The 20,854-nt window shown below is 72.7% G+C and carries 16 protein-coding genes; 13 read left to right on the forward strand and 3 right to left on the reverse strand.

Features of this window, described 5'->3' with window-relative positions:
- The first annotated feature begins 140 nt into the window (after positions 1-140).
- Positions 141-1,670 (forward strand): RNA polymerase sigma factor, encoded by a 1,530-nt coding sequence (locus tag V3C34_RS08585; RefSeq protein ID WP_346008540.1) that lies wholly within the window; start codon positions 141-143, stop codon positions 1,668-1,670.
- A gap of 10 nt (positions 1,671-1,680) precedes the next feature.
- Here V3C34_RS08585 and V3C34_RS08590 read toward each other — a convergent pair whose 3' ends face one another.
- The 3 genes from V3C34_RS08590 to V3C34_RS08600 are packed head-to-tail and all read right to left on the reverse strand — an operon-like array spanning position 1,681 to position 6,189.
- Positions 1,681-3,975: a DUF3488 and transglutaminase-like domain-containing protein gene (locus V3C34_RS08590; RefSeq protein WP_346008541.1), complete on the reverse strand. Its 2,295-nt coding sequence runs from the start codon at positions 3,973-3,975 to the stop codon at positions 1,681-1,683.
- Positions 3,972-5,186, reverse strand: a complete 1,215-nt coding sequence (locus V3C34_RS08595; protein WP_346006748.1) for a DUF58 domain-containing protein — start codon at positions 5,184-5,186, stop codon at positions 3,972-3,974. The genes V3C34_RS08590 and V3C34_RS08595 overlap by 4 nt, the downstream gene beginning before the upstream one ends.
- A gap of 10 nt (positions 5,187-5,196) precedes the next feature.
- Positions 5,197-6,189, reverse strand: a complete 993-nt coding sequence (locus V3C34_RS08600) for an AAA family ATPase (RefSeq protein WP_068325478.1) — start codon at positions 6,187-6,189, stop codon at positions 5,197-5,199.
- 325 nt (positions 6,190-6,514) lie between these two features.
- Between V3C34_RS08600 and mraZ the strand changes: the two genes are divergently transcribed.
- The 12 genes from mraZ to V3C34_RS08660 all read left to right on the forward strand — a co-directional run bounded on the left by mraZ (position 6,515) and on the right by V3C34_RS08660 (position 20,751).
- A complete protein-coding gene (gene mraZ / locus V3C34_RS08605; RefSeq protein WP_068324960.1) occupies positions 6,515-6,946 on the forward strand; it encodes a division/cell wall cluster transcriptional repressor MraZ in 432 nt (143 codons plus the stop codon).
- Between the two features lie 198 nt (positions 6,947-7,144).
- Positions 7,145-8,092, forward strand: coding sequence for a 16S rRNA (cytosine(1402)-N(4))-methyltransferase RsmH (gene rsmH, locus V3C34_RS08610; RefSeq protein WP_068325476.1), 948 nt, complete (start codon positions 7,145-7,147; stop codon positions 8,090-8,092).
- Entirely contained in the window at positions 8,089-8,565 is a 477-nt protein-coding gene (locus tag V3C34_RS08615; RefSeq protein ID WP_068324959.1) for a hypothetical protein, read from the forward strand. The genes rsmH and V3C34_RS08615 overlap by 4 nt, the downstream gene beginning before the upstream one ends.
- Positions 8,566-8,626: 61 nt before the next feature.
- Positions 8,627-10,648 carry a penicillin-binding protein 2 gene (locus V3C34_RS08620; protein ID WP_346006749.1) on the forward strand — a complete coding sequence of 674 codons (2,022 nt, stop codon included), beginning with the start codon at positions 8,627-8,629 and terminating at the stop codon, positions 10,646-10,648.
- 11 nt (positions 10,649-10,659) lie between these two features.
- Positions 10,660-12,201 carry a UDP-N-acetylmuramoyl-L-alanyl-D-glutamate--2,6-diaminopimelate ligase gene (locus V3C34_RS08625; protein WP_346006750.1) on the forward strand — a complete coding sequence of 514 codons (1,542 nt, stop codon included), beginning with the start codon at positions 10,660-10,662 and terminating at the stop codon, positions 12,199-12,201.
- Complete coding sequence (locus tag V3C34_RS08630) at positions 12,198-13,601, forward strand: UDP-N-acetylmuramoyl-tripeptide--D-alanyl-D-alanine ligase (RefSeq protein ID WP_346006751.1); 1,404 nt, start codon at positions 12,198-12,200, stop codon at positions 13,599-13,601. The genes V3C34_RS08625 and V3C34_RS08630 overlap by 4 nt, the downstream gene beginning before the upstream one ends.
- Positions 13,598-14,680 (forward strand): phospho-N-acetylmuramoyl-pentapeptide-transferase, encoded by a 1,083-nt coding sequence (gene mraY, locus V3C34_RS08635; protein WP_338538330.1) that lies wholly within the window; start codon positions 13,598-13,600, stop codon positions 14,678-14,680. Before V3C34_RS08630 ends, mraY begins: the two co-directional genes overlap by 4 nt.
- Positions 14,677-16,170, forward strand: a complete 1,494-nt coding sequence (murD, locus tag V3C34_RS08640; RefSeq protein WP_346006752.1) for a UDP-N-acetylmuramoyl-L-alanine--D-glutamate ligase — start codon at positions 14,677-14,679, stop codon at positions 16,168-16,170. Before mraY ends, murD begins: the two co-directional genes overlap by 4 nt.
- Positions 16,171-16,174: 4 nt before the next feature.
- Complete coding sequence (ftsW, locus tag V3C34_RS08645) at positions 16,175-17,455, forward strand: putative lipid II flippase FtsW (RefSeq protein WP_068324953.1); 1,281 nt, start codon at positions 16,175-16,177, stop codon at positions 17,453-17,455.
- Positions 17,452-18,564, forward strand: coding sequence for an undecaprenyldiphospho-muramoylpentapeptide beta-N-acetylglucosaminyltransferase (gene murG / locus V3C34_RS08650; RefSeq protein ID WP_068324952.1), 1,113 nt, complete (start codon positions 17,452-17,454; stop codon positions 18,562-18,564). Before ftsW ends, murG begins: the two co-directional genes overlap by 4 nt.
- A 7-nt stretch (positions 18,565-18,571) precedes the next feature.
- The gene (murC, locus tag V3C34_RS08655) at positions 18,572-20,011 is read left to right on the forward strand and encodes a UDP-N-acetylmuramate--L-alanine ligase (protein WP_068325474.1); all 1,440 of its coding nucleotides are present in this window, start codon (positions 18,572-18,574) and stop codon (positions 20,009-20,011) included.
- On the forward strand, positions 20,011-20,751 hold the full coding sequence (locus tag V3C34_RS08660) for a cell division protein FtsQ/DivIB (protein WP_346006753.1): 741 nt from the start codon (positions 20,011-20,013) through the stop codon (positions 20,749-20,751). Before murC ends, V3C34_RS08660 begins: the two co-directional genes overlap by 1 nt.
- Positions 20,752-20,854 lie beyond the last annotated feature (103 nt).

Consider the following 20,854-nt stretch of genomic DNA (forward strand, 5'->3'; position numbering starts at 1 on the left):
CGGCATTTCGGCGCACCGCGTTTTATAATGGTGACGAGCCCAGCGCGCAGCGACCGGGCGAGTCGGAGCCCGAGGGACGAACGCCACCCCTTGGAGGTCCCGGCGGATTCTTCCGTGACGAAAGGTTGTTGGTGACTGCTGTGTCCCCACGGTCCGACGGGGCGCAGGGCTCCCTCCCCAAGGAGTTCTCGCACCCATCGCTCCAGGAGCTGGTCCGCAAGGGCCACACCACCGGATCCATCACCAGTGACGAGCTGCAGGCCGCCTTCGGCGACGCGCAGATCAGCCCCAGCCGGGGGCGGGTCGTCCTGCGGGCGCTCGACGACCAAGGAATCGAGGTTCAGGTGCCACAGTCCACGTCCGCCAAGAAGACGACGGCGAAGAAGGCCCCCGCGAAGCAGGCGGTGACCAAGAAAGCCGCTGCACCCGTGAAGAAGACCGCGGCGCCCGTGAAGAAGACCGCGGCGAAGAAGGCGACCACCAAGACCGCCGCCCCCAAGGCGGCTGCTGCCGCGGCGGCGGCCCCGGTGAAGAAGGCCGCCGCCAAGAAGACCGCTGCGAAGAAGACCGCCGCCAACAAGGCCGCCAACCCGACGACGACCACGGCCGAGGAGCCGGATCCCGACGAGGACGAGGTCATCGGCGAGGACCCGGCGCAGGCGAAGGCCAAGCCCGAGACCGAGCAGGACGAGAAGTCCGGTTTCACGATCAGCAACGACGACGAGGACGACGCTCCCGCGCAGCAGGTCGTGACGGCCGGTGCCACCGCAGACCCGGTCAAGGACTACCTCAAGCAGATCGGCAAGGTCGCCCTCCTCAACGCCGAGCAGGAGGTCGAGCTCGCCAAGCGCATCGAGGCCGGCCTGTTCGCGGAGGAGAAGCTCGCCTCGGGCGAGAAGATCGACATGAAGTTCAAGCGCGAGCTGTGGTGGATCGCTCAGGACGGCAAGAACGCCAAGAACCACCTGCTCGAGGCCAACCTGCGACTCGTCGTCTCGCTCGCCAAGCGCTACACCGGTCGCGGCATGCTCTTCCTCGACCTCATCCAGGAGGGCAACCTCGGCCTGATCCGTGCGGTCGAGAAGTTCGACTACACCAAGGGCTACAAGTTCTCGACGTACGCGACGTGGTGGATCCGCCAGGCCATCACGCGCGCCATGGCCGACCAGGCCCGCACCATCCGCATCCCGGTGCACATGGTCGAGGTCATCAACAAGCTCGCCCGTGTGCAGCGCCAGATGCTCCAGGACCTGGGCCGTGAGCCCACCCCGGAGGAGCTGGCCAAGGAGCTGGACATGACGCCGGAGAAGGTCGTCGAGGTCCAGAAGTACGGTCGCGAGCCCATCTCGCTGCACACCCCGCTCGGCGAGGACGGTGACTCCGAGTTCGGTGACCTCATCGAGGACTCCGAGGCGGTCGTACCGGCCGACGCCGTGAGCTTCACGCTCCTGCAGGAGCAGCTGCACTCGGTCCTGGACACGCTCAGCGAGCGGGAGGCCGGCGTCGTCTCCATGCGCTTCGGCCTGACCGACGGCCAGCCCAAGACGCTCGACGAGATCGGCAAGGTCTACGGCGTGACGCGTGAGCGCATCCGCCAGATCGAGTCCAAGACCATGAGCAAGCTGCGTCACCCGAGCCGCTCGCAGGTCCTGCGCGACTACCTCGACTGACCGCCACCCCTCAGCGGCGCCGGGTCAGGCGCCGCGAGAGGGCGCGGCCGAGCGCGCGCCAGGTGTCGACGCCGTCCTGGGGCCACAGCAGCGAGCGCACCTGGGCCGAGCGCTGACGGCTGGAGCGGACCCGTCCGACGACCGCGTCGACCTCGTGGGACACATCGGGCAGCTGGCTGCGGGCCGGGGCGTAGCGCGCGGTCTCCAGGGTCCTCACGACGAGGTCCAGCTGGTCCTGCACGTGTGGCTCGAGGGACATGCGGTGGCCGAGCCAGGCACCGGCCTGCCGCGGGGTGGACCCCACGGGTGCCCGGATGCCGAGGTCGTCGAGCTGGCTGACCAGCTCCTGCCACTCCCGCTCGACCCGGGCGGCGTCGTCCTCGGCGCGCGAGCGCCCGCGACGTCGGGAGAGCCGCGCCGTGACCGGCACGATCGCGAGCAGCAGCGCGAGTCCGGCGAGACCGAGCAGCCACCACACCCACCGGGGGGTGCCCTCGTCCGCGACCGCCGTGGGGTCGACGGACGTCGCCTCCTCGCCGGGCTGGGCCGCGGCGGACGAGCTGCTCGTCGTCGACGAGCTGGACGTCGCGCTGTCCGTCGAGTCGCCTGTCTCGGAGGTCTGGATCGTGTAGCCGGGGACGGAGGCCGCGCGCGCCCCGGGCGTTGGCTCGAACCGCACCCAGCCCACGCCTTCGAAGTACAGCTCCGGCCACGCGTGGGCGTCGCTGGCGCGCACGACCCGCTGCCGGCCGTCGGGGGAGGAGCCGGGGAGGAAGCCGACGACGACGCGCGCGGGGATGCCGCGGGCGCGGGCGAGCAGGGTCATCGTCGTGGCGAACTGCTGGCAGTAGCCCACCTTGGTCCGTAGGAAGTGCACGACCGGGTCCCGGCCCGGGGGCGAAGGGGGGAGCTCCAGGTCGTAGTCGAAATCGGGCCCGCGCAGGTACTCCTGGATCGCCCGGGCGGCCCGGATCTCGCTCTCACCCGGCGTCGTCAGCGAGTCGGCGAGCTCGGTGATCTCGACGGAGGACCCGGGGTCGAGGGTGAGGTACTCGTCCCGGTAGGCCGTCGGGTCGACGGGGTCGGCGAGCTGGGTGCTGCCCGCGGGGAAGTCCTCGTCCTGGGGGTCGAGCTCGGTGAAGGACGCGGAGTAGGTGCCGGGGGTGCGCTGCACGCGAGCGGTGCCGTCGCGCCCCAGCGACCACGCGATGCCGCCGAGGTCGGCGGAGTCGACGAGCGCGGGCAGGGGCAGCTGCGGCGCGGACACGCTGTTGTCCTCGACGATGACATTGCGACGGTCGCGGGCGACGCCCTCGGGCAGGTCGGCCAGGGGATCGCGCGGGACGAAGCCCTCCTGCGGCTGGCGGGTGCGCGAGGTCATCCGGCCGAACCCGTCGGTGAAGTCCTCCACGACCGCCACCCGCAGCGGCTGCGGGGTCGGGTCGTCGGTCGTGTAGCGCAGGACCGGGACCTGGCTGGGCGACTCGAGGCTGCGCTTGAGGTCGAGCTGGGTGGACAGGCGGATGCCGGTGCCGTCGCCGACGCCCGTCCCGCGCCGACCGAGCCCGTCGAGCACGAAGCGCGTGGGCATGTGCGGCACGACCGTGGTGACGGCGACGGCGCCGGCGATGGCGATCGCGCCGAGGCGGACCGCCTGCCAGCGGTGGGCGCGGGTCGCGGACTGCTGGCCGTCGCCCTCAGCGAGGAGCGGGATCGAGGTGGCCCAGCTCCGCAGGTCGAGGTCGGACTGGTGCACGACCATCGCGAGCCAGAGGCCGGCGCCCCCGAGGAACCAGCCCCAGTGCAGCGACCCGCCGGAGTTCGCGGCGGAGACGAGGAAGAGGGACAGGAGCGGGAGCCCCGCGACCGTCGGCGACCCGGCGGTGGCGCTCGACATGTCGACCGCCAGGGTCACGACCACGACGATGACGACGAGCATGACGACGATGCCCGGGGTGGACGGGGCCGGCGCGGCGTAGGTCGTGACCGTCCGCTGCGCGTCGGCGACGTGGTCGGTCAGGGCGGCGAGCGTCTCGGGGGTGGGCAGGAGCCCGGCGTAGAGGGTGTCGCGCAGCTGGGTCAGCAGGACGTAGAGCGTCGCGGCGAGCGTCTGGCCGACGATGACCAGACCCGCGTTGGGGGTGAGGGCGCGCAGCAGCATCCCGCTGCCCGCGACGGCCAGTACCCCGGCGACGGCCGGCGGCATCCACGTGGCCTCCTCGAAGAGCGCGCCGAGCGGGAGCGTGACCGCGACGACGGCCGCCGCGCCGAGGAGGCCGGCGACGACGCGCGGGTCGCCCCTCATGCCCGGACCCCCAGCCCGACGGTCACGCGGGCCCACTGGTCCTGGAGGCCGTCGCCGGGGCGGACGACCTCGGCGTGCCAGCCCCCGCCGGCGAGGATGCGCACAGTCGAGACCGCAGCTCCCTCAGCGCGAGCACCGGAGTGGAACCCACCGCGGTCGATGACGAGCGCGAGCCCGTGGCGCGAGCGGGCCGTGCACAGGTCGGCGATGTCGTCGCCGAGGTCGCCGACGACCCCGATGACGAGCCCGCCCCCGTGCTGCATGAAGTCGTCGAGGGACTCGACGAGCCCCCGTGGGCTGGTCGTCGCCCGCGGCTCCACGGCGGCGAGCTCGTCGAGCGCGTGGTCGAGCCCCTCGAGGGGGCGCACCGCGCCGGCCTCGTCGGAGGCCAGGCACAGGTGGACCTCGAAGCGCTCGGACAGCAGGAGCGTGACGATGGACGCGACCGCGGTGACCGACCACTCGAAGGACCCGCCATTGCCCGTACCGGCGTGCGCGACCGCACGGTCGTCGAGCAGGACGAGCGCCCTCCGCCGCGAGGGCTGCTCGTCCTGGCGGACCATCGTCTCCCCGGTCCGGGCCGTCGAGCGCCAGTGGATGCGCCGCAGGTCGTCACCGATGCGGTACTCCCGCACGCCCACGTCGTCCTCGCCCTGGAGCGAGACGCGTGAGGCGGCGGAGGTCTCGCCGCCACCGCCCGCGCGCACCCCGCGCACGGGCGTGAGCGGCAGCACCCGGGGGAGCACGACGAGCGAGGTCGTGCCCGGCACCGTCACGGCCCGGGTCACGAGGCCGAAGGGGTCGGCGAGCCGGAAGGTGAGCGGCCCGATCTGGTGGCGTCCGCGCACGTGCGAGCGGACGCGGTAGCCCACCCGGCGGGAGCCACCCCCTTCGAGCAGGGCGATGAGCAGGCGGGGACGGTCGCCGAGCGCGTAGGCCAGGTGCTCCTCGCCGCGCAGGAGGGGGGTCGGGAGCCGGCCGGCGTTGCGCACCTCCACCGTGACGTCGGCGTGGCCGTCGGTGGTGATCCGGGTCGGCTCGACGGTGCGGGTCACCTCGAGCTCGTGGTCACGTCGGTCGAGGAGCAGCGCGAGCGCGGGGAGCAGGGCCAGCAGGACGCCGATCTTGGTCAGGTCGTGCAGCCCGAGCACGAGCCCGCACAGTCCGACGACCACGCCGGCCCCGAGGAAGCCCTTGCCCCGCGCGGTCACCGGTGCCCACTCACCGAGAGGCGGGCACGCGGGTGCGTTGCACGAGCTCGGTGACGATGTCGGCGGGCTCCCGTCGGGCGAGCTGCGCCTCGCTGCTCAGCAGCAGCCGGTGCGCGAGGACGACCGGCGCCAGGGCCTGGATGTCGTCGGGCAGCACGTGGTGGCGCCCGCTGAGCGCCGCGCGCGCCCGGCCGGCGCGCAGGAGGTGGAGGGTGGCGCGCGGGGAGGCGCCGAGGCGCACGAGCGAGCTGGTGCGTGTGGCCGTCGCGATGTCGACGACGTACTGGCGCACCGCGCTCGAGGCGTGGACCGTGCGCACCGCGGCGACGAGGCGGCTGATGGTCGCGGCATCGGTCACCGGACGCAGGTCCTGCAGCGGCGAGCGCGCGCCGTGGTGGTCGAGCATCGCGACCTCGGAGCCGGCGGTGGGGTAGCCCATCGACAGCCGGGCCATGAACCGGTCGCGCTGCGCCTCCGGGAGGGGGTAGGTGCCCTCCATCTCCACGGGGTTCTGCGTCGCCATGATGATGAAGGGGTGGGGCAGCGCGTAGGTGTGCCCGTCGACGGTCACCTGCGCCTCCTCCATGCACTCCAGGAGGGCCGACTGCGCCTTGGGTGAGGCGCGGTTGATCTCGTCACCGACGACCACGTTGGCGAAGACCGCGCCGGGACGGAACTCGAACTCGCGCTGGTCCTGGTTGAAGATGCTCACGCCGGTGATGTCGCTCGGCAGCAGGTCCGGCGTGAACTGCACCCGGCGCACCGACGCGTCGATGCTGCGGGCCAGGGTCTTCGCCAGCATCGTCTTGCCGACCCCGGGCACGTCCTCGATGAGCAGGTGGCCCTCGGCCAGCAGCACGGTGACGGCGGTGTCGACGACCTCCGGCTTGCCCTCGATGACGGCGTTCATCGCCTCGGCGAGCTCGCGGCCGACCGCGCGGACCTGGTCGAGTGCGCTCGGGGGCGCAGGCGCCGAGGGGACGCCTTCCCTGCTGAGTGTCACCACGACTCCGATCCGGGACGACGTCCGCCGCCCCACGCCACTCCGATGTGCTCCCGACCCTACGTCGCGCGGTGCCCCCGACTCCACGATCCGGCGGCACGACGCTCCTCGAGGACGAAGGGGGGCCGGGAGGGACGCCCTTCGCCGGTACCTGGCGTGAAAATCGCCCCACTTTGCACCACCCCCTATTTCTCAGGCAAAACCCAGGGTCCAGCTCGCGATCCACGGCCCGTGGAGGGTGTGTTTTCGGTCCCAGTGGAGTAAAGTGGTGGAACAAGGAAGGGCAGGGAGCCATGAGGGTCGACACGAAGGGGAGGTGGCCGCGTTGTTTCTCGGTACCCACACCCCGAAGCTCGACGACAAGGGCCGGCTCTTCCTCCCGGCGAAGTTCCGCGACAAGCTCGCCGGCGGTCTCGTCATGACCCGTGGCCAGGAGCGGTGCCTCTACGTCTTCCCGATGGACGAGTTCACGAAGATCACGCAGAAGTTCCAAGAGGCGCCCACCTCCAGCAAGGCCGCGCGGGACTACATGCGCGTCTTCCTCTCCGGCGCCAGCGACGAGATCCCCGACAAGCAGGGCCGCGTCACCGTGCCGGCCGCGCTGCGCCAGTACGCCGGCCTCGACCGCGACTGCACGGTCATCGGCACCGGGTCCCGCGTCGAGGTCTGGGACACCGCCGCGTGGAACGACTACCTCGCCAGCACCGAGCAGGCCTTCGCCGACCAGTCCGAGGAAGTGATCCCCGGACTCATGTGACGCAGCTGCCACCCGGCCTCCAGCCGTGACGGCGCCGACCCGACTTCCCCCGGGCCGGAACGTCCCGGATGGGGACCAGGTGGCAGCAGCACACCGGACCGGGGACCACCCACCACCCACCACCAGCACGAAGGGAGCACCGTGGAGCACCCCGGCACCGAGCCCGACCGCGACGCGGCCTCCCGCCACGTCCCCGTCATGCTCGACGAGGTCCTCGAGCTCCTCGCGCCCGCGCTCTCGCAGCCGGGCGCGATCCACGTCGACGGCACCCTCGGCATGGGCGGCCACGCTGAGGCGGTCCTGCAGGCCGACCCGCAGGTGCGCCTCATCGGCATCGACCGCGACCCGCAGGCGCTGCGCCTCGCGGGGGAGCGGCTCGCGCGGTTCGGTGAGCGGGCCACGCTCGTGCACGCCGTCAACGACGAGATCGGCGAGGTGCTCGACGACCTCGGGATCGGAGGCGTCACCTCGGCCTTCTTCGACCTCGGGGTCTCCTCGCTCCAGCTGGACGAGACCGAGCGCGGCTTCGCCTACGCGCACGACGCACCGCTCGACATGCGGATGGACCCGACGACCGGCATCACCGCGGCCGAGGTGCTCAACACGTACGACGCGCGGGAGCTGTCGCGGGTGCTCTCCGAGTTCGGCGAGGAGCGCTTCGCCCGCAAGATCGCCGGGGCGATCGTCCGGGAGCGGGAGGCCGCTCCCTTCGACCGGTCCGGACGGCTCGTCGAGCTGCTCCGCGCGACGATCCCCATGGCCTCGCAGCGCGGCGGCGGGCACCCGGCCAAGCGGACCTTCCAGGCGCTGCGCATCGAGGTCAACCAGGAGCTCGCCGGCTGGGCCGCGGCGCTGCCGGTCGCCCTCGAGCGGCTCGCGGTCGGCGGTCGCCTCGTCGTCCTGTCCTTCCACTCCCTCGAGGACCGGATCACCAAGCGCGGGCTCGCCGCCGGAGCCACCTCGAGCGCACCCGCCGACCTGCCGATCGAGCCGCCCGAGCACGCGCCCGAGCTGCGCCTGCTGACGCGCGGCGCGCTCACCCCCGGCGAGCAGGAGCTCGCCACCAACCCCCGCTCCGCCTCGGTCCGCCTGCGCGGCGCCGAGCGCATCAGACCTCCACGCCGACCGAAAGGCACCCACAGATGAGCCAGTCGTCCGTCGCCACGACCGTCGCGCGCCGCGCGCCCGCCCGCCGCGAGCGCGCCTCCCTCCACGTCGTCACCCCGGCTGACCGGGCCGGGTCGCCGTGGTTCCCCGTCGCCTGCGTCGCCCTGCTCCTCGCCGGGCTCGGCGCGGTCCTCGGCCTCAACACGCTCATGGCGCAGGACTCCTTCGAGGTGTCCGCCATGGAGGCCCGCTCCGCCGCGCTCGCCGACACCGAGGACTCCCTCGCGCAGACGGTCAACGACCGCTCGGCGCCCCAGCGCCTCGCGACCCGCGCCGGTGAGCTCGGGATGGTGCCGGCCGGCAGCGCCGCCTTCATCGACCCCGACAAGGGGCAGATCCTCGGCGTGGCGTCGGTCGCCAAGAAGCCCGACGGTTTTACCGTGGACGCAGCGGCGACGGTGACCGCGGACGAGCGCTCGAAGGAGACGGTCTCCGCACCGACCAGTCGCTGACCGGGGCGTCGCTGACCGCACGACCGCACGCACGACCGCACGACGAGGAGAGGGGCCAGAGGTGAGCCGACGCCGACCCCCGGCCCAGCGTCCCCCCGCGAAGAAGACGGTCGCGAAGAAGACCGCCGCCAAGCAGACGGCTGCCAAGAAGACGGCGACGAGGCGACCGGCGAGCTCCCCGGCCCGGCGCCCCGGCTCCGCCCCGCCCCCGCGTCCACCCCGCCCCCCGCGCGCTCCACGCCCTTCGTCCGCGGCAGCGGTCCCGCCCGGCGGCAACCCGCGCGCCCGCATGCGCGCTCTCACCCTCGGCACCCTCGTCGTACTCAGCCTCTTCGCGGCCCAGCTGCTGCGCATCCAGGGCTTCGACTCCGATGCCGTCGCGGCCGCCGCCCTGCGTCAGCGCACCCAGACCGAGGCGATCCCCGCGCACCGCGGCACGATCTACGACGCCAACGACACCGTCCTCGCGCAGAGCCAGGAGCGACGCACGGTCATCGTCGACCAGACGGCCGTGCCCGAGTACGAGAAGAGGGTCGACGGCTCGCTCACCACCGTCGGCGTCCAGGGTGCGGCCGAGGACCTCGCCGGGCCCCTCGGCAGCGACGTCGCCGAGCTCACGCCCAAGCTCACCGGTGACCTGCGCTACCGGGTGCTCGCCAAGAACATCTCGCCGCTCGCCTGGCGCAAGATCAACGCCCTGGGCATCCCCGGCATCTACTCCGAGCGCTCCTCGCAGCGGACCTACCCGCAGTCGACGACGGTCGCCTCGCTCGTCGGGTTCGTCCAGCCGCAGGACCAGACGGCCGGCGGCGGCCTCGAGCTGCAGCTCGACGACCTGCTCAAGGGCACGCCCGGCCAGTCGACCTACGAGATCGCCCAGGACGGCTCCCGCCTGCCCAACGCCTCCGACGAGGTCAGCTCGGCCACGTCCGGCAAGGACGTGCGGCTGACGATCGACAACGACGTGCAGTGGTACGCGCAGAACGCGCTGGCGGACAAGGTCAAGGAGACCAACGCCCTCTCCGGCACCGTCGTCGTGCAGCGCGTCGACTCCGGCGAGCTCGTCGCGCTGGCGTCGTACCCGACCTTCGACCCCAACAACATCAGTGACGGCAAGGGCGTCTACTCCAACCTCGCCTTCAGCGACGTCTTCGAGCCCGGGTCGACCTCCAAGATCATCACCGTCGCGGCGGGGCTGGAGGAGGGCGAGATCACCCCGGAGACGCCGATGATCTTGCCGTACTCGCTCGAGCGCGGTAACCGGACGCTGAGCGACAGCCACCCCCACCCCGACGAGTACCGCACGGTCGCCGGCGCCCTCGCCGAGTCGAGCAACACCGGGACGATGCTCATCGGCGAGACGATGTCGCCGAGGACGCTCGAGGAGTACCTGCGCAAGTTCGGCTACGGGCGCACGAGCGGCTCCGGGTTCCCCGGGGAGTCCGCCGGCCTCCTGCCCAAGGCCGAGACGTGGAACGGCTCGCAGCGCTACACGATCACCTACGGCCAGGGCGTCTCGACGACCGCCGTGCAGGTGACCAACGTCTTCCAGGCCATCGCCAACGACGGCGTGCGGATCAACCCCACCTTCGTCAAGGAGGTCGGTGACGGGCAGGGCGGCTGGGACCCCGCCCCGGCCGGCAAGCGCACCCGCGCGGTCTCGGAGAAGACCGCTGACCAGGTCTCGCGGATGCTCGAGGGCGTGGTCTCCGACCAGGGCACCGCCCCCCAGGCGAAGATCAAGGGCTACCGCGTCGCGGGCAAGACCGGCACCGCCGACCGCTACGACTCCCAGGTCGGCGGGTACTCGGGCAAGACCGCGAGCTTCATCGGGTTCGCGCCCGCCGACGACCCCCAGCTCGTCGTCTCGGTGATCCTCCAGCGCCCGATCAAGGGGTACTACGGCGGCGTCGTGGCCGCCCCGGTCTTCAAGGACGTCATGACCTACGCCCTGCAGAAGGAGCAGGTCCCCCCGACGCCCCAGGACGCAAAGGCACCCAAGGTGCGCACCACGCTGGCCAAGAAGCCGAGCGCCGACACCCCGGGCCTGCTGCGCGACCGTGGTGCACCGAGCGGCGGGTAGGGTCGCAGACCGTGTCTTTCCCTCGCCCCGCGCGGGTCACCCCGCTGAGCCTGCACGCAGTCGCCGACGTCATCGGTGACCGCGTGGCCCGCCCTGCCCACGGGGACATGGGCACTCTCGTCACCGGGGTCTCCCTCGACACCGCCACCGTGCGGCCGGGCGACCTGTGGGCGGCCCTGCCGGGGGCCCGCGCGCACGGCGCCGACTTCGTCGACCGGGCGGTCGCGGCGGGGGCGGTCGCCGTCCTCACCGACCCCGACGGCGTGGCGCGCATCCAGGCGAAGGGGGTCGACCTGCCCGTCCTCGAGACGGCTCGGCCCCGCGAGGTCCTCGGCCGGGTCGCCGCGGCGGTCTACGAGAGCGCGCAGCGTCGACCCACGATGTACGGCATCACCGGCACCAACGGCAAGACGACGACGGCCTACCTCGCGGTCTCCGCGCTCGAGGTCCTCGGCCGCACGACCGGGCTCATCGGGACCATCGAGACCCGCGTGGGCCAGGAGCGGATCACGTCCGTGCGCACCACGCCCGAGACCACCGACCTGCACGCGCTGCTCGCGGTCATGGGGGAGCGGGGAGTCGACGACTGCGTCATGGAGGTCTCGAGCCACGCCCTGACCCTCCACCGCGTCGACGAGGTCGTCTACGACGTCGCGGTCTTCACCAACCTCAGCCAGGACCACCTCGACTTCCACGGGACGATGGAGGAGTACTTCCTGGCCAAGGCCGGCCTCTTCACCCCCGCCCGCTCACGGCACGGGGTCATCTGCATCGACGACGAGTGGGGGCAGCGCCTGGCCGGCATCGCCGCGGTCCCCGTCACGACCGTCACCTCCCGCCTGGACGTCGAGGCCGACTGGGTCGTCGGCGGGGACCCACGCCAGCCGCAGATGACGCTCACGGGACCCGTCGGTGAGCTGCACCTGGAGTCCGCGCTCCCGGGGGACTTCAACCGCGTCAACACCGCCATGGCGGCGATCGCGATGATCACCGCCGGGCTCGAGCCCCACGACGTCGCCCGCGCCGTCCTCACCCGCCCCGAGGTGCCCGGCCGGATGGAGATCGTCGTCCCCGACACGGAGCGCGAGGACCTGCCGCTCGCGGTCGTCGACTTCGCGCACACCCCCGACGCCGTGGGGGCCGCCCTGGCCGCCCTGCGTCCGCAGACCAACGGCCAGCTCGTCGTCGTCCTCGGAGCCGGAGGCAGCCGTGACCCGGGCAAGCGTCCCGGGATGGGGGCTGCCGCGGCCGCGCACGCCGACGTCGTCATCGTCACCGACGACAACCCCCGGGACGAGGACCCCGCCCTCATCCGGGAGGCCGTCGCCGCCGGCGTGTGGCCACGCGCCCGCGCCCGCCTCGAGGTCATCGAGGGGCGGGTCGCCGCGATCCGGCGGGCCGTCGAGATCGCCCACGAGTCGGGTCCCGGCGCCACCGTCGCCGTCCTCGGCAAGGGGCACGAGCAGGGCCAGGAGGTCCGCGGCGAGGTCCGCGACCACGACGACCGGGCGGTCCTGCGGGCCGCCCTCGAGAGCCGGAGCGCCACCGGATGATCCCCATGACCCTAGGCGCCGTCGCCGACACCACCGGCGGGCGCCTCCACGGATGCGCGCCCGAGGCGGCCCGCACCCTCATCGTCGACGGCCCCGTCGTCACCGACTCGCGCGAGGCCGGTCCCGGCAGCCTCTACGTCGCGCGGGTGGGTGAGAGCGCCGACGGGCACGACTTCGTGGCCGGTGCCGCCGAGCGCGGCGCGGTCGCGGCGCTCACGACCCGGGAGGTGGCCGGCCTGCCGTGCGTCGTCGTGCAGGACGAGCAGGCGGCCTTCGTGGCCCTCGCCCGGCACCTCGTCGACTCCCGCCCCGACCTCACGGTCATCGGGATCACCGGCTCCTCGGGCAAGACGAGCACCAAGGACCTCCTCGGGAGCGTCCTGGCCGCCGACGGCGAGACCGTCGCGCCGGTCGGCTCCTACAACTCCGAGGTCGGCGTGCCCCTCACGGTCTGCCGGATCACCCCGAGCACCCGCCACCTCGTCGTCGAGATGGGCGCCCGGGGGATCGGTCACGTGGAGTACCTCACCCGCATCGCTCCGCCGCGCATCGGCATCGTCCTCAACGTCGGCCACGCGCACGTCGGCGAGTTCGGCTCCGTCGAGGCGATCGCGCAGGCGAAGGGAGAGCTGCCCGCCTCCCTTCCCGACGACGGCGTCGCGGTGCTCAACGCCGACGACCCCCTCGTCGCGGCGATGGCCTCGCGGACCTCGGCCCGGGTCCTCCTCGTCGGCGAGTCCGAGCGGGCCGAGGTCCGGGCCACCGACGTCTCCGTCGACGACGCCGGAGCGGCCTCGTTCACCGTCACCGCCCCCTTCGGCACCGCCCGCGTGGAGCTCGCGCTCGTCGGGCGCCACCACGTCGGCAACGCGCTGGCCGTCATCGCCGCCGCGCACGCCGCCGGGATGACGCTCGAGCAGATCGTGCCCGCGCTGGCGGCCGCCCGGCCGATGAGCCGCTGGCGCATGGAGGTGACCCGTCGCGAGGACGGGGTCGTCGTCGTCAACGACGCCTACAACGCCAACCCCGACTCGATGGCCGCCGCGCTCGGCAGCCTGGCCACCATGGCGACGACCGGGCGCCGGTGGGCCGTGCTCGGCGCGATGCTCGAGCTCGGCGAGGCCTCCGACGAGCTGCACGCGCGCGTCGGTCGTGAGGCCGCCGCCCTCGGCATCGACGAGATCCTCGTCGTCGGCGCGTCCGCTGCTGCGATCGCGACCGGCGCGGAGGACAATGCTGACCGGGACATCCGCGTGCGGGTCGTGCCCGACGCCGGCGCCGCGGAGGCGGTGCTGGCCGAGGAGCTCGTCGCGCCCGACGTCGTCCTCTTCAAATCGAGTCGAGATGCCGGGCTACGGTGGCTCGGAGACCGGATCGTCCAGAGGGAGGCCCGCACGTGAAGGCGGTGGTGATCGCTTCTGTCGTGTCACTCGTCGTCGCCCTCCTGGGGACGCCGATGTTCATCAAGTACCTCGTCAAGCAGGGGTACGGCCAGTTCATCCGGGACGACGGTCCGACGTCGCACCACACCAAGCGGGGCACGCCGACGATGGGTGGCGCCATCATCATCCTGGCGACCGTCGCGGCGTACGCCGTCGCGCACCTCGCCGTGTGGGAGTCCCCGACGGCCAGCGGCGTCCTCGTGCTCTACCTCATGGTGGGTCTGGGCGCGGTCGGTTTCGCGGACGACTACATCAAGATCAGCAAGCAGCGCAGCCTCGGGCTGAAGTCGCGGGAAAAGCTGCTCGGCCAGACCTTCGTCGGCGTCTCCTTCGCCGTGCTCGCCATGCAGTTCCCCAACGAGGCCAAGCGCTACCCGGCGTCGGAGCACATCTCCTTCGTGCGCGACACCAACCTCGACCTGTACTTCGCCGGACCGATCGTCGGGCTGATCCTGTTCATCCTGTGGAGCAACCTGATGATCGCCGGCACCTCCAACGGCGTGAACCTCACCGACGGGCTCGACGGCCTCGCGACCGGCTCCTCCGTCATGGTCTTCGCGGCCTACGTCGTCATCTCGATCTGGCAGTTCAACCAGAACTGCCAGGTCGACCCGGTCAGCAAGTGCTACGACGTGCGCGACCCGCTCGACCTCGCGGTCGTCGCCGCCGCCGCGACGGGAGCCTGCTTCGGCTTCCTCTGGTGGAACGCCTCGCCGGCCAAGATCTTCATGGGGGACACCGGCTCGCTCGCCCTCGGCGGCGCCCTCGCCGGGCTGGCGATCCTCTCGCGCACCCAGCTGCTCATCATCATCCTCGGCGGTCTCTTCGTCACGATCACCCTCTCGGTGATCATCCAGGTCGCCTCCTTCAAGTCCACCGGCAAGCGTGTCTTCCGGATGGCGCCGCTGCAGCACCACTTCGAGCTGCTCGGCTGGCAGGAGGTCACGATCGTCATCCGCTTCTGGATCATCGCGGGCCTCTTCGTGGCCATCGGCCTGGCGATCTTCTACGCCGAGTGGGTCGTGGGGGCACCGTGACCGCTGGTCGTGCCGAGCGGCTGGCGACGCTGACCTGCGCCGAGGCCGACTGGGCCGGGCTGCGCGTGCTCGTCACCGGGCTCGGCGTCTCCGGGTTCGCCGCCGCCGACGCGTTGCTCCAGCACGGCGCGCACGTGCGGGTCGTCGACGGCACGGCGCCCGTCGAGGGCACGCCCATGGGGCAGCGCGCGCAGATCCTCGAGGTCCTGGACGCCGAGCTGCACCTCGGCGAGGGCGCCGAGCAGTCCCTGCCCGTCCCTGCGGACGAGATCGACCTCGTCGTCACCTCACCGGGGTGGCCGCCGCACCAGCCGCTCCTCGCGGCGGCGGCGGCAGACGGCATCCCGATCTGGGGCGACGTCGAGCTGGCGTGGCGCATGCGTCCGCGCGAAGGGGGAGCCCCCTGGCTGCTCGTCACCGGCACCAACGGCAAGACGACGACCGTGCAGATGCTCACCTCGATGCTGCGGGCTGCCGGCCTGCGCGCCGCGAGCGCCGGCAACGTCGGTACGCCCGTCCTCGACCTCGTGCAGGACCCGCAGCCCTACGACGTCATCGCCGTCGAGCTGTCGAGCTTCCAGCTGCACTGGAGCGACTCCCTGCGTCCGCAGGCCGCGGCGTGCCTCAACATCGCGCCGGACCACCTCGACTGGCACGGGTCGCTCGAGGAGTACACGCGGGCCAAGGGCAAGGTCTACGCCAACGCCGAGGTCGCCTGCGTCTACAACGAGCAGGACCCGGTCACCCGACGGCTCGTCGAGGAGGCCGACGTCGTCGAAGGCTGCCGGGCCATCGGGTTCACCCTCGGCACCCCCGGCCCGTCGATGCTCGGGCTCGTCGAGGACGTCCTCGCCGACCGGGCCTTCGTCGAGGACCGGGCCACCTCCGCCGCCGAGCTCGGCAGCCTCGCCGACGTGCAGGGGGACGCCCCGAGCGTCGCGCCGCACCTCGTCGCCAACGCCCTGGCCGCCGCCGCGCTGGCCCGCGCCCACGGCGTCCCGGCCGTCGCCGTGCGCGACGGGCTGCGCCGGTGGCGACCCGAGCCGCACCGCATCGCGCACGTGGCGACGGCCGGCGGGGTCCACTGGGTCGACGACTCCAAGGCGACCAACCCGCACGCCGCCCGGGCCAGCCTGACCTCGTACGAGCGGGTGGTCTGGGTCGCCGGCGGACTGCTCAAGGGGGCCGACGTCGACGAGCTCGTCGCCGCCGCGGCCGATCGGCTGCGGGCCGTCGTGCTCATCGGTCGCGACCGCGACCAGATCGCCGAGGCGCTCGCCCGACACGCGCCGGATGTCCCGGTGATCGACATCGCCGCGGCCGACACTGGGGCGATGGACCTCGTGGTCCGGCACGCGGGAGAGCTCGCGCAGCCCGGCGACGTGGTGCTGCTGGCTCCGGCGGCCGCGTCCATGGACATGTTCGACAACTACGGAGCACGCGGCGACGCCTTCGCCGCGGCGGTGGACCGGTACCTGCAGGGAGAGTGAGCGCGTGAGCAGCAGTGCAGCGACCGGACGCGGTCGCGCCGGCACGCGCGCGACCCGCACCACCTGGCTCGACCAGTGGGCGGCGCGCTTCGAGTCGCCCATGACGACCTACTACCTCGTGCTCGGGGTCGTCGGCGTCCTCGTCGGCATCGGCCTGGTCATGGTCCTGTCGGCCTCCATGATCATCTCGCTGAAGGAGAACGACTCCTCCTTCACGATCTTCCTCAAGCAGTTCGTCTTCGCGGTGATCGGCGGCGCGGCCCTGTGGTGGGCCTCGCGCCGCAGCGTCCTCTTCTGGAAGCGAACCGCGCTGCCCGCCGCGCTCGTGTCGGTCGTGCTCCTCGGCCTCGTGCTCACCCCGCTCGGCTTCGGCTTCCAGGGCAATCGCAACTGGATCGGTGTCGGCTCGCTGTCGATCCAGCCGAGCGAGGTCGCCAAGATCGGTCTCGTCCTCGCCGGCGCGCTGGTCCTGGAACGCAAGCGCGCGCTGCTCGGCTCGATCAAGCACGCGCTCGTCCCCTTCGTCCTGCCGGGCGCACTGGTCGTCGTCGGGCTCGTCATGGCGGGGCACGACATGGGCACCGCGATGGTGATCTGCGCGATCGTCATCGGCATGCTCTTCACCGCGGGCGTGCGCAAGCGCTGGTTCGCGGCCGGTCTGGGCGTCGCGCTCGGCCTCGGCGCGCTGGCCGCCCAGATCGGCAACAACCGGATGGAGCGCATCCAGATCTGGCTCGACCCCTCGCAGTGCGCGCCCGGGACCGACCTCTTCTACGGCATCTGCCGGCAGTCGGTCCACGGCCGCTACGCCCTCGCCGACGGTGGCTGGCTGGGCGTGAGCCTCGGCGCCAGCCGCGAGAAGTGGGGCTGGCTCTCCGAGCCGTACAACGACTTCATCTTCGCGATCATCGGCGAGGAGCTCGGGCTGCTCGGCACCCTGACGGTGCTCGCCCTGTTCGCGGCCTTCGCCCTGGCCGCGCTGCGGCTCGTGACCCGCACGGACGACTTCTTCGTCCGCATCGCCACGGCCGGCATCTGCACGTGGGTGCTCACCCAGGCGATCATCAACATCGGCGCCGTCACCGGGATGCTCCCGGTCATCGGTGTCCCGCTGCCCTTCGTCTCCTCCGGTGGCTCGTCGCTCGTCACGACGATGCTCGCCGTCGGCATCCTGCTCAGCTTCGCGCGGAGCGAGCCCGGATGCTCTGAGATGATCGCGGCGAAGCCGTCCCGGGCGCGCGCCCTGCTCGCCCGGATCCCGAGCAGGAGGACCTCGCAGCGATGACTCCCACCCGCCCCTCACGCATCCTGCTGGCGGGAGGTGGCACGGCGGGTCACGTCTCCCCGCTGCTCGCCCTCGCCGACTGCCTGCGCCGCCGCGACCCCGGGGTGCAGATCCTCGCCCTCGGGACGAGCGAGGGCCTGGAGGCGCGGCTCGTGCCCGAGCGCGGGTACGAGTTCACGACGATCCCCAAGGTGCCGCTGCCCCGCAGGCCCTCCGGCGACCTCGTCCGCCTGCCGGTCAACCTGCGGCGCGCCGTCGCCGCCGCCGGCAAGGCCATCGAGCGGGTTGACGCCCAGGTCGTCGTCGGCTTCGGCGGGTACGTCTCGACACCCGCCTACCTGGCCGCGCGCAAGGCCGGCATCCCGATCGTCATCCACGAGCAGAACGCCCGCGCCGGTGTCGCCAACAAGGTCGGCGCCCGGTTCACCGACCACATCGCCATGACCTTCCCCGGGACGAAGCTCCCGGGTGGCCGGGTCATCGGCATGCCGCTGCGGCCGGAGATCGTCACCCTCGACCGGGCCGCGGTCCGCCCCGAGGCACGCGCGGGACTCGGGCTGCGCGACGACCTGCCCGTCCTCCTCGTCACCGGCGGCTCGCTCGGCGCGAAGCGGCTCAACGACGCCTTCGCGGCGAGCGTGGCCACGCTGCGCGACGCCGGGGTGCAGGTCCTCCACGCGACGGGTGCCGGCAAGGACTTCGTCGCCATGGGCGGGGACGAGACGGTGCCGTACGTCGTGCTGCCCTACGTCGACCGGATGGACCTCGCCTACGCCGCGGCCGACGCCGTCGTGTGCCGCGCCGGGGCCAACACCGTCTGCGAGCTGACCGCCGTCGGCCTGCCGGCCGTCTACGTGCCCCTGCCGATCGGCAACGGCGAGCAGCGGCTCAACGCCGCCGGCGTCGTCGCCGCCGGCGGTGGCCTGCTCGTCGAGGACGCCGACGTCGACCCCGCCTGGATCGAGCGTGAGGTCGTGCCGCTGCTGCGTGACGCCGACCGGCTCACGGCGATGTCCGCCGCGGCGGCGTCCGTGGGGCACCGCGACGCCGACGAGACCCTGGCCGACATGGTCACCGCGGCGTGGGAGCAGGGCGGCAGCCGTGGCTGAGCTGCCCATGGTCCCGCGCAACGCACGCTTCGACGTCCTGGCCCCGACCGTCCCGCTCGCCGACCTCGGCGTCGTCCACGTGCTGGCCGCCGGCGGCGCCGGCATGTCCGCCATCGTGCGCCTGCTGCTCGATGCGGACGTCGAGGTCCGGGGGAGCGATGCCCACGACTCGCCGCTGCTGGAGCGGCTGCGCGAGCGCGGCGCGAGGATCTGGGTGGGCCACGACCCCGCCCACCTCGACGGCGCCGACACCGTCGTCGTGTCCTCGGCGATCCGTGAGGACAACCCCGAGCTCGCGGCCGCGCGGGAGCGCGGGCTGCGGGTGCTGCACCGCAGCCAGGCCCTCGCCTCCGCGATGGGTGAGCAGATCCGGGTGGCCGTCGCCGGCGCCAACGGAAAGACGACGACGAGCTCGATGCTCACCGTCGCGCTGCTCGAGGCCGGGCAGCAACCCTCGTTCGCGCTCGGCGGCGAGCTGTCCACGCAGGGCGTCAACGCCGCGCTCGGCGAGGGGCGGTCCTTCGTGGCCGAGGCCGACGAGTCGGACGGCTCCTTCCTCGCCTACCGGCCCGACGTCGCCGTCGTGACCAATGTCCAGCCCGACCACCTCGACTTCTACGGGGACTACGCCACGGTCGAGGCGGCCTACCTCGAGTTCGCCGGCACCGTGACCACGGGTGGGCTGCTCGTCGCGTGCGCGGACGACCCCGGGTCGCAGCGCCTCGCCGAGCGTGCCGAGGTCGCCGGTGTGCGCGTCCTGCGGTACGGCTTCTCCGAGGGGGCGCAGGTGCGCCTCGTCGACCCCGTGCTCGACGGGACGAGCGCCACGGTGACCCTCGAGGACGGCGCCGAAAGGCATCGGCTGGCGATCACGGTCCCCGGTCGCCACAACCTGCTCAACGCCGCCGCCGCGTACACCGCGGCCGTCCACGGCCTGCTCGTGCACCCGGCCGCCGTGCTCGAGGGGCTCGCGGCCTACGGGGGCACCCGACGTCGCTTCGAGACGAAGGGGGAGGCCCGCGGCGTCACCGTCGTCGACGACTACGCGCACAACCCCGGCAAGGTCGAGGCCGTGGTGCGCACCGCCAAGGAGATCGCCGGCGGGCACCGGCTCTTCGTAGTTTTCCAGCCCCACCTGTACTCGCGCACGCGCGACTTCGCGCAGGGCTTCGCCGACGGGCTCGCCCCTGCCGACGAGGTGCTGCTCCTCGACGTCTACGGGGCGCGCGAGGACCCGCTCGAGGGCGTCGGCTCGCACCTCATCGCCGACCCGCTCGTCGCGGCCGGTCGCTCGGCCCGGGTCGTGAGCGAGGCGGACGCGGTCGGGTCGATCGCCTCGAGCGCCGAGCCCGGCGACCTCGTGCTCACGGTCGGGGCCGGTGACGTCACGCACGTGGGTCCGAGGATCCTGCGGGCCCTCGCCGCCTCGGGCGGTGACGGGACCTGATGACCCGGGGGAGCGGGACGCGGGAGGCGACCGAGCAGCGCTTCGCCGAGCGGGCGGCCCAGGCCCGGGGGCAGCGGCTGCGCCGCTGGCTCGTCGTCATGCTGTGCATCGCGGTCGTGCTGGGCCTGGGTTGGCTCTTCGGCTTCTCGGCGTTGCTCGGGACCAAGCGGGTCGAGGTGACTGGCGCCGACCCGGCCGACCGTCCGCGCATCGAGGCGATCGCCGAGACCGAGATCGGGACCCCGCTGGCCCGCGTGGACGCCGACGCCCTGTCCCGCACGATCACCGACGACGTCGCCGGTGCCGCGCACGCCGACGTGGAGCGGGGCTGGCCGCACACCCTGAAGGTCAACGTGACGTCGAGGGTTCCGGCGCTGGCGGTCCGTCGGGACGGCGGCTACCGGCTCCTCGATCTCGAGGGCGTGGAGATCCGCACCGTCTCGTCCCCGCCAAAGGGGGTGCCCGCGGTGACCGCCGAGGGCCAGGAGGGCGTCTCCGGCCACGGGGTGCGGGCCGCCCAGGGGATGCTGGCCGCGCTGCCGCAGGCACTGCGCTCCAGGGTCAAGGACGTCACCGTGGACTCGGCCGACCAGATCACCTTCCGGCTCGGGGGCACGGAGGTCGTCTGGGGTGACGGGAGCGACCCCGAGCTCAAGGTCAAGGTGATCCCGATACTCCTGCAGAAGAAGCCCGACGTCATCGACGTGTCCGCCCCCGAGACGCCGGTCACGAGGGGATAGTCTTGCGACACGCTGGCGCGAGCGTTTGCCCCGGCGGCCCGCGGGACATACCGTCATCCGCACACCGAGCGTGACCAAACTGTAACCCTGAAGTTCACCTTGA

The sequence above is a fragment of the Janibacter terrae genome (assembly GCF_039636765.1).
GTDB lineage: Bacteria > Actinomycetota > Actinomycetes > Actinomycetales > Dermatophilaceae > Janibacter > Janibacter terrae.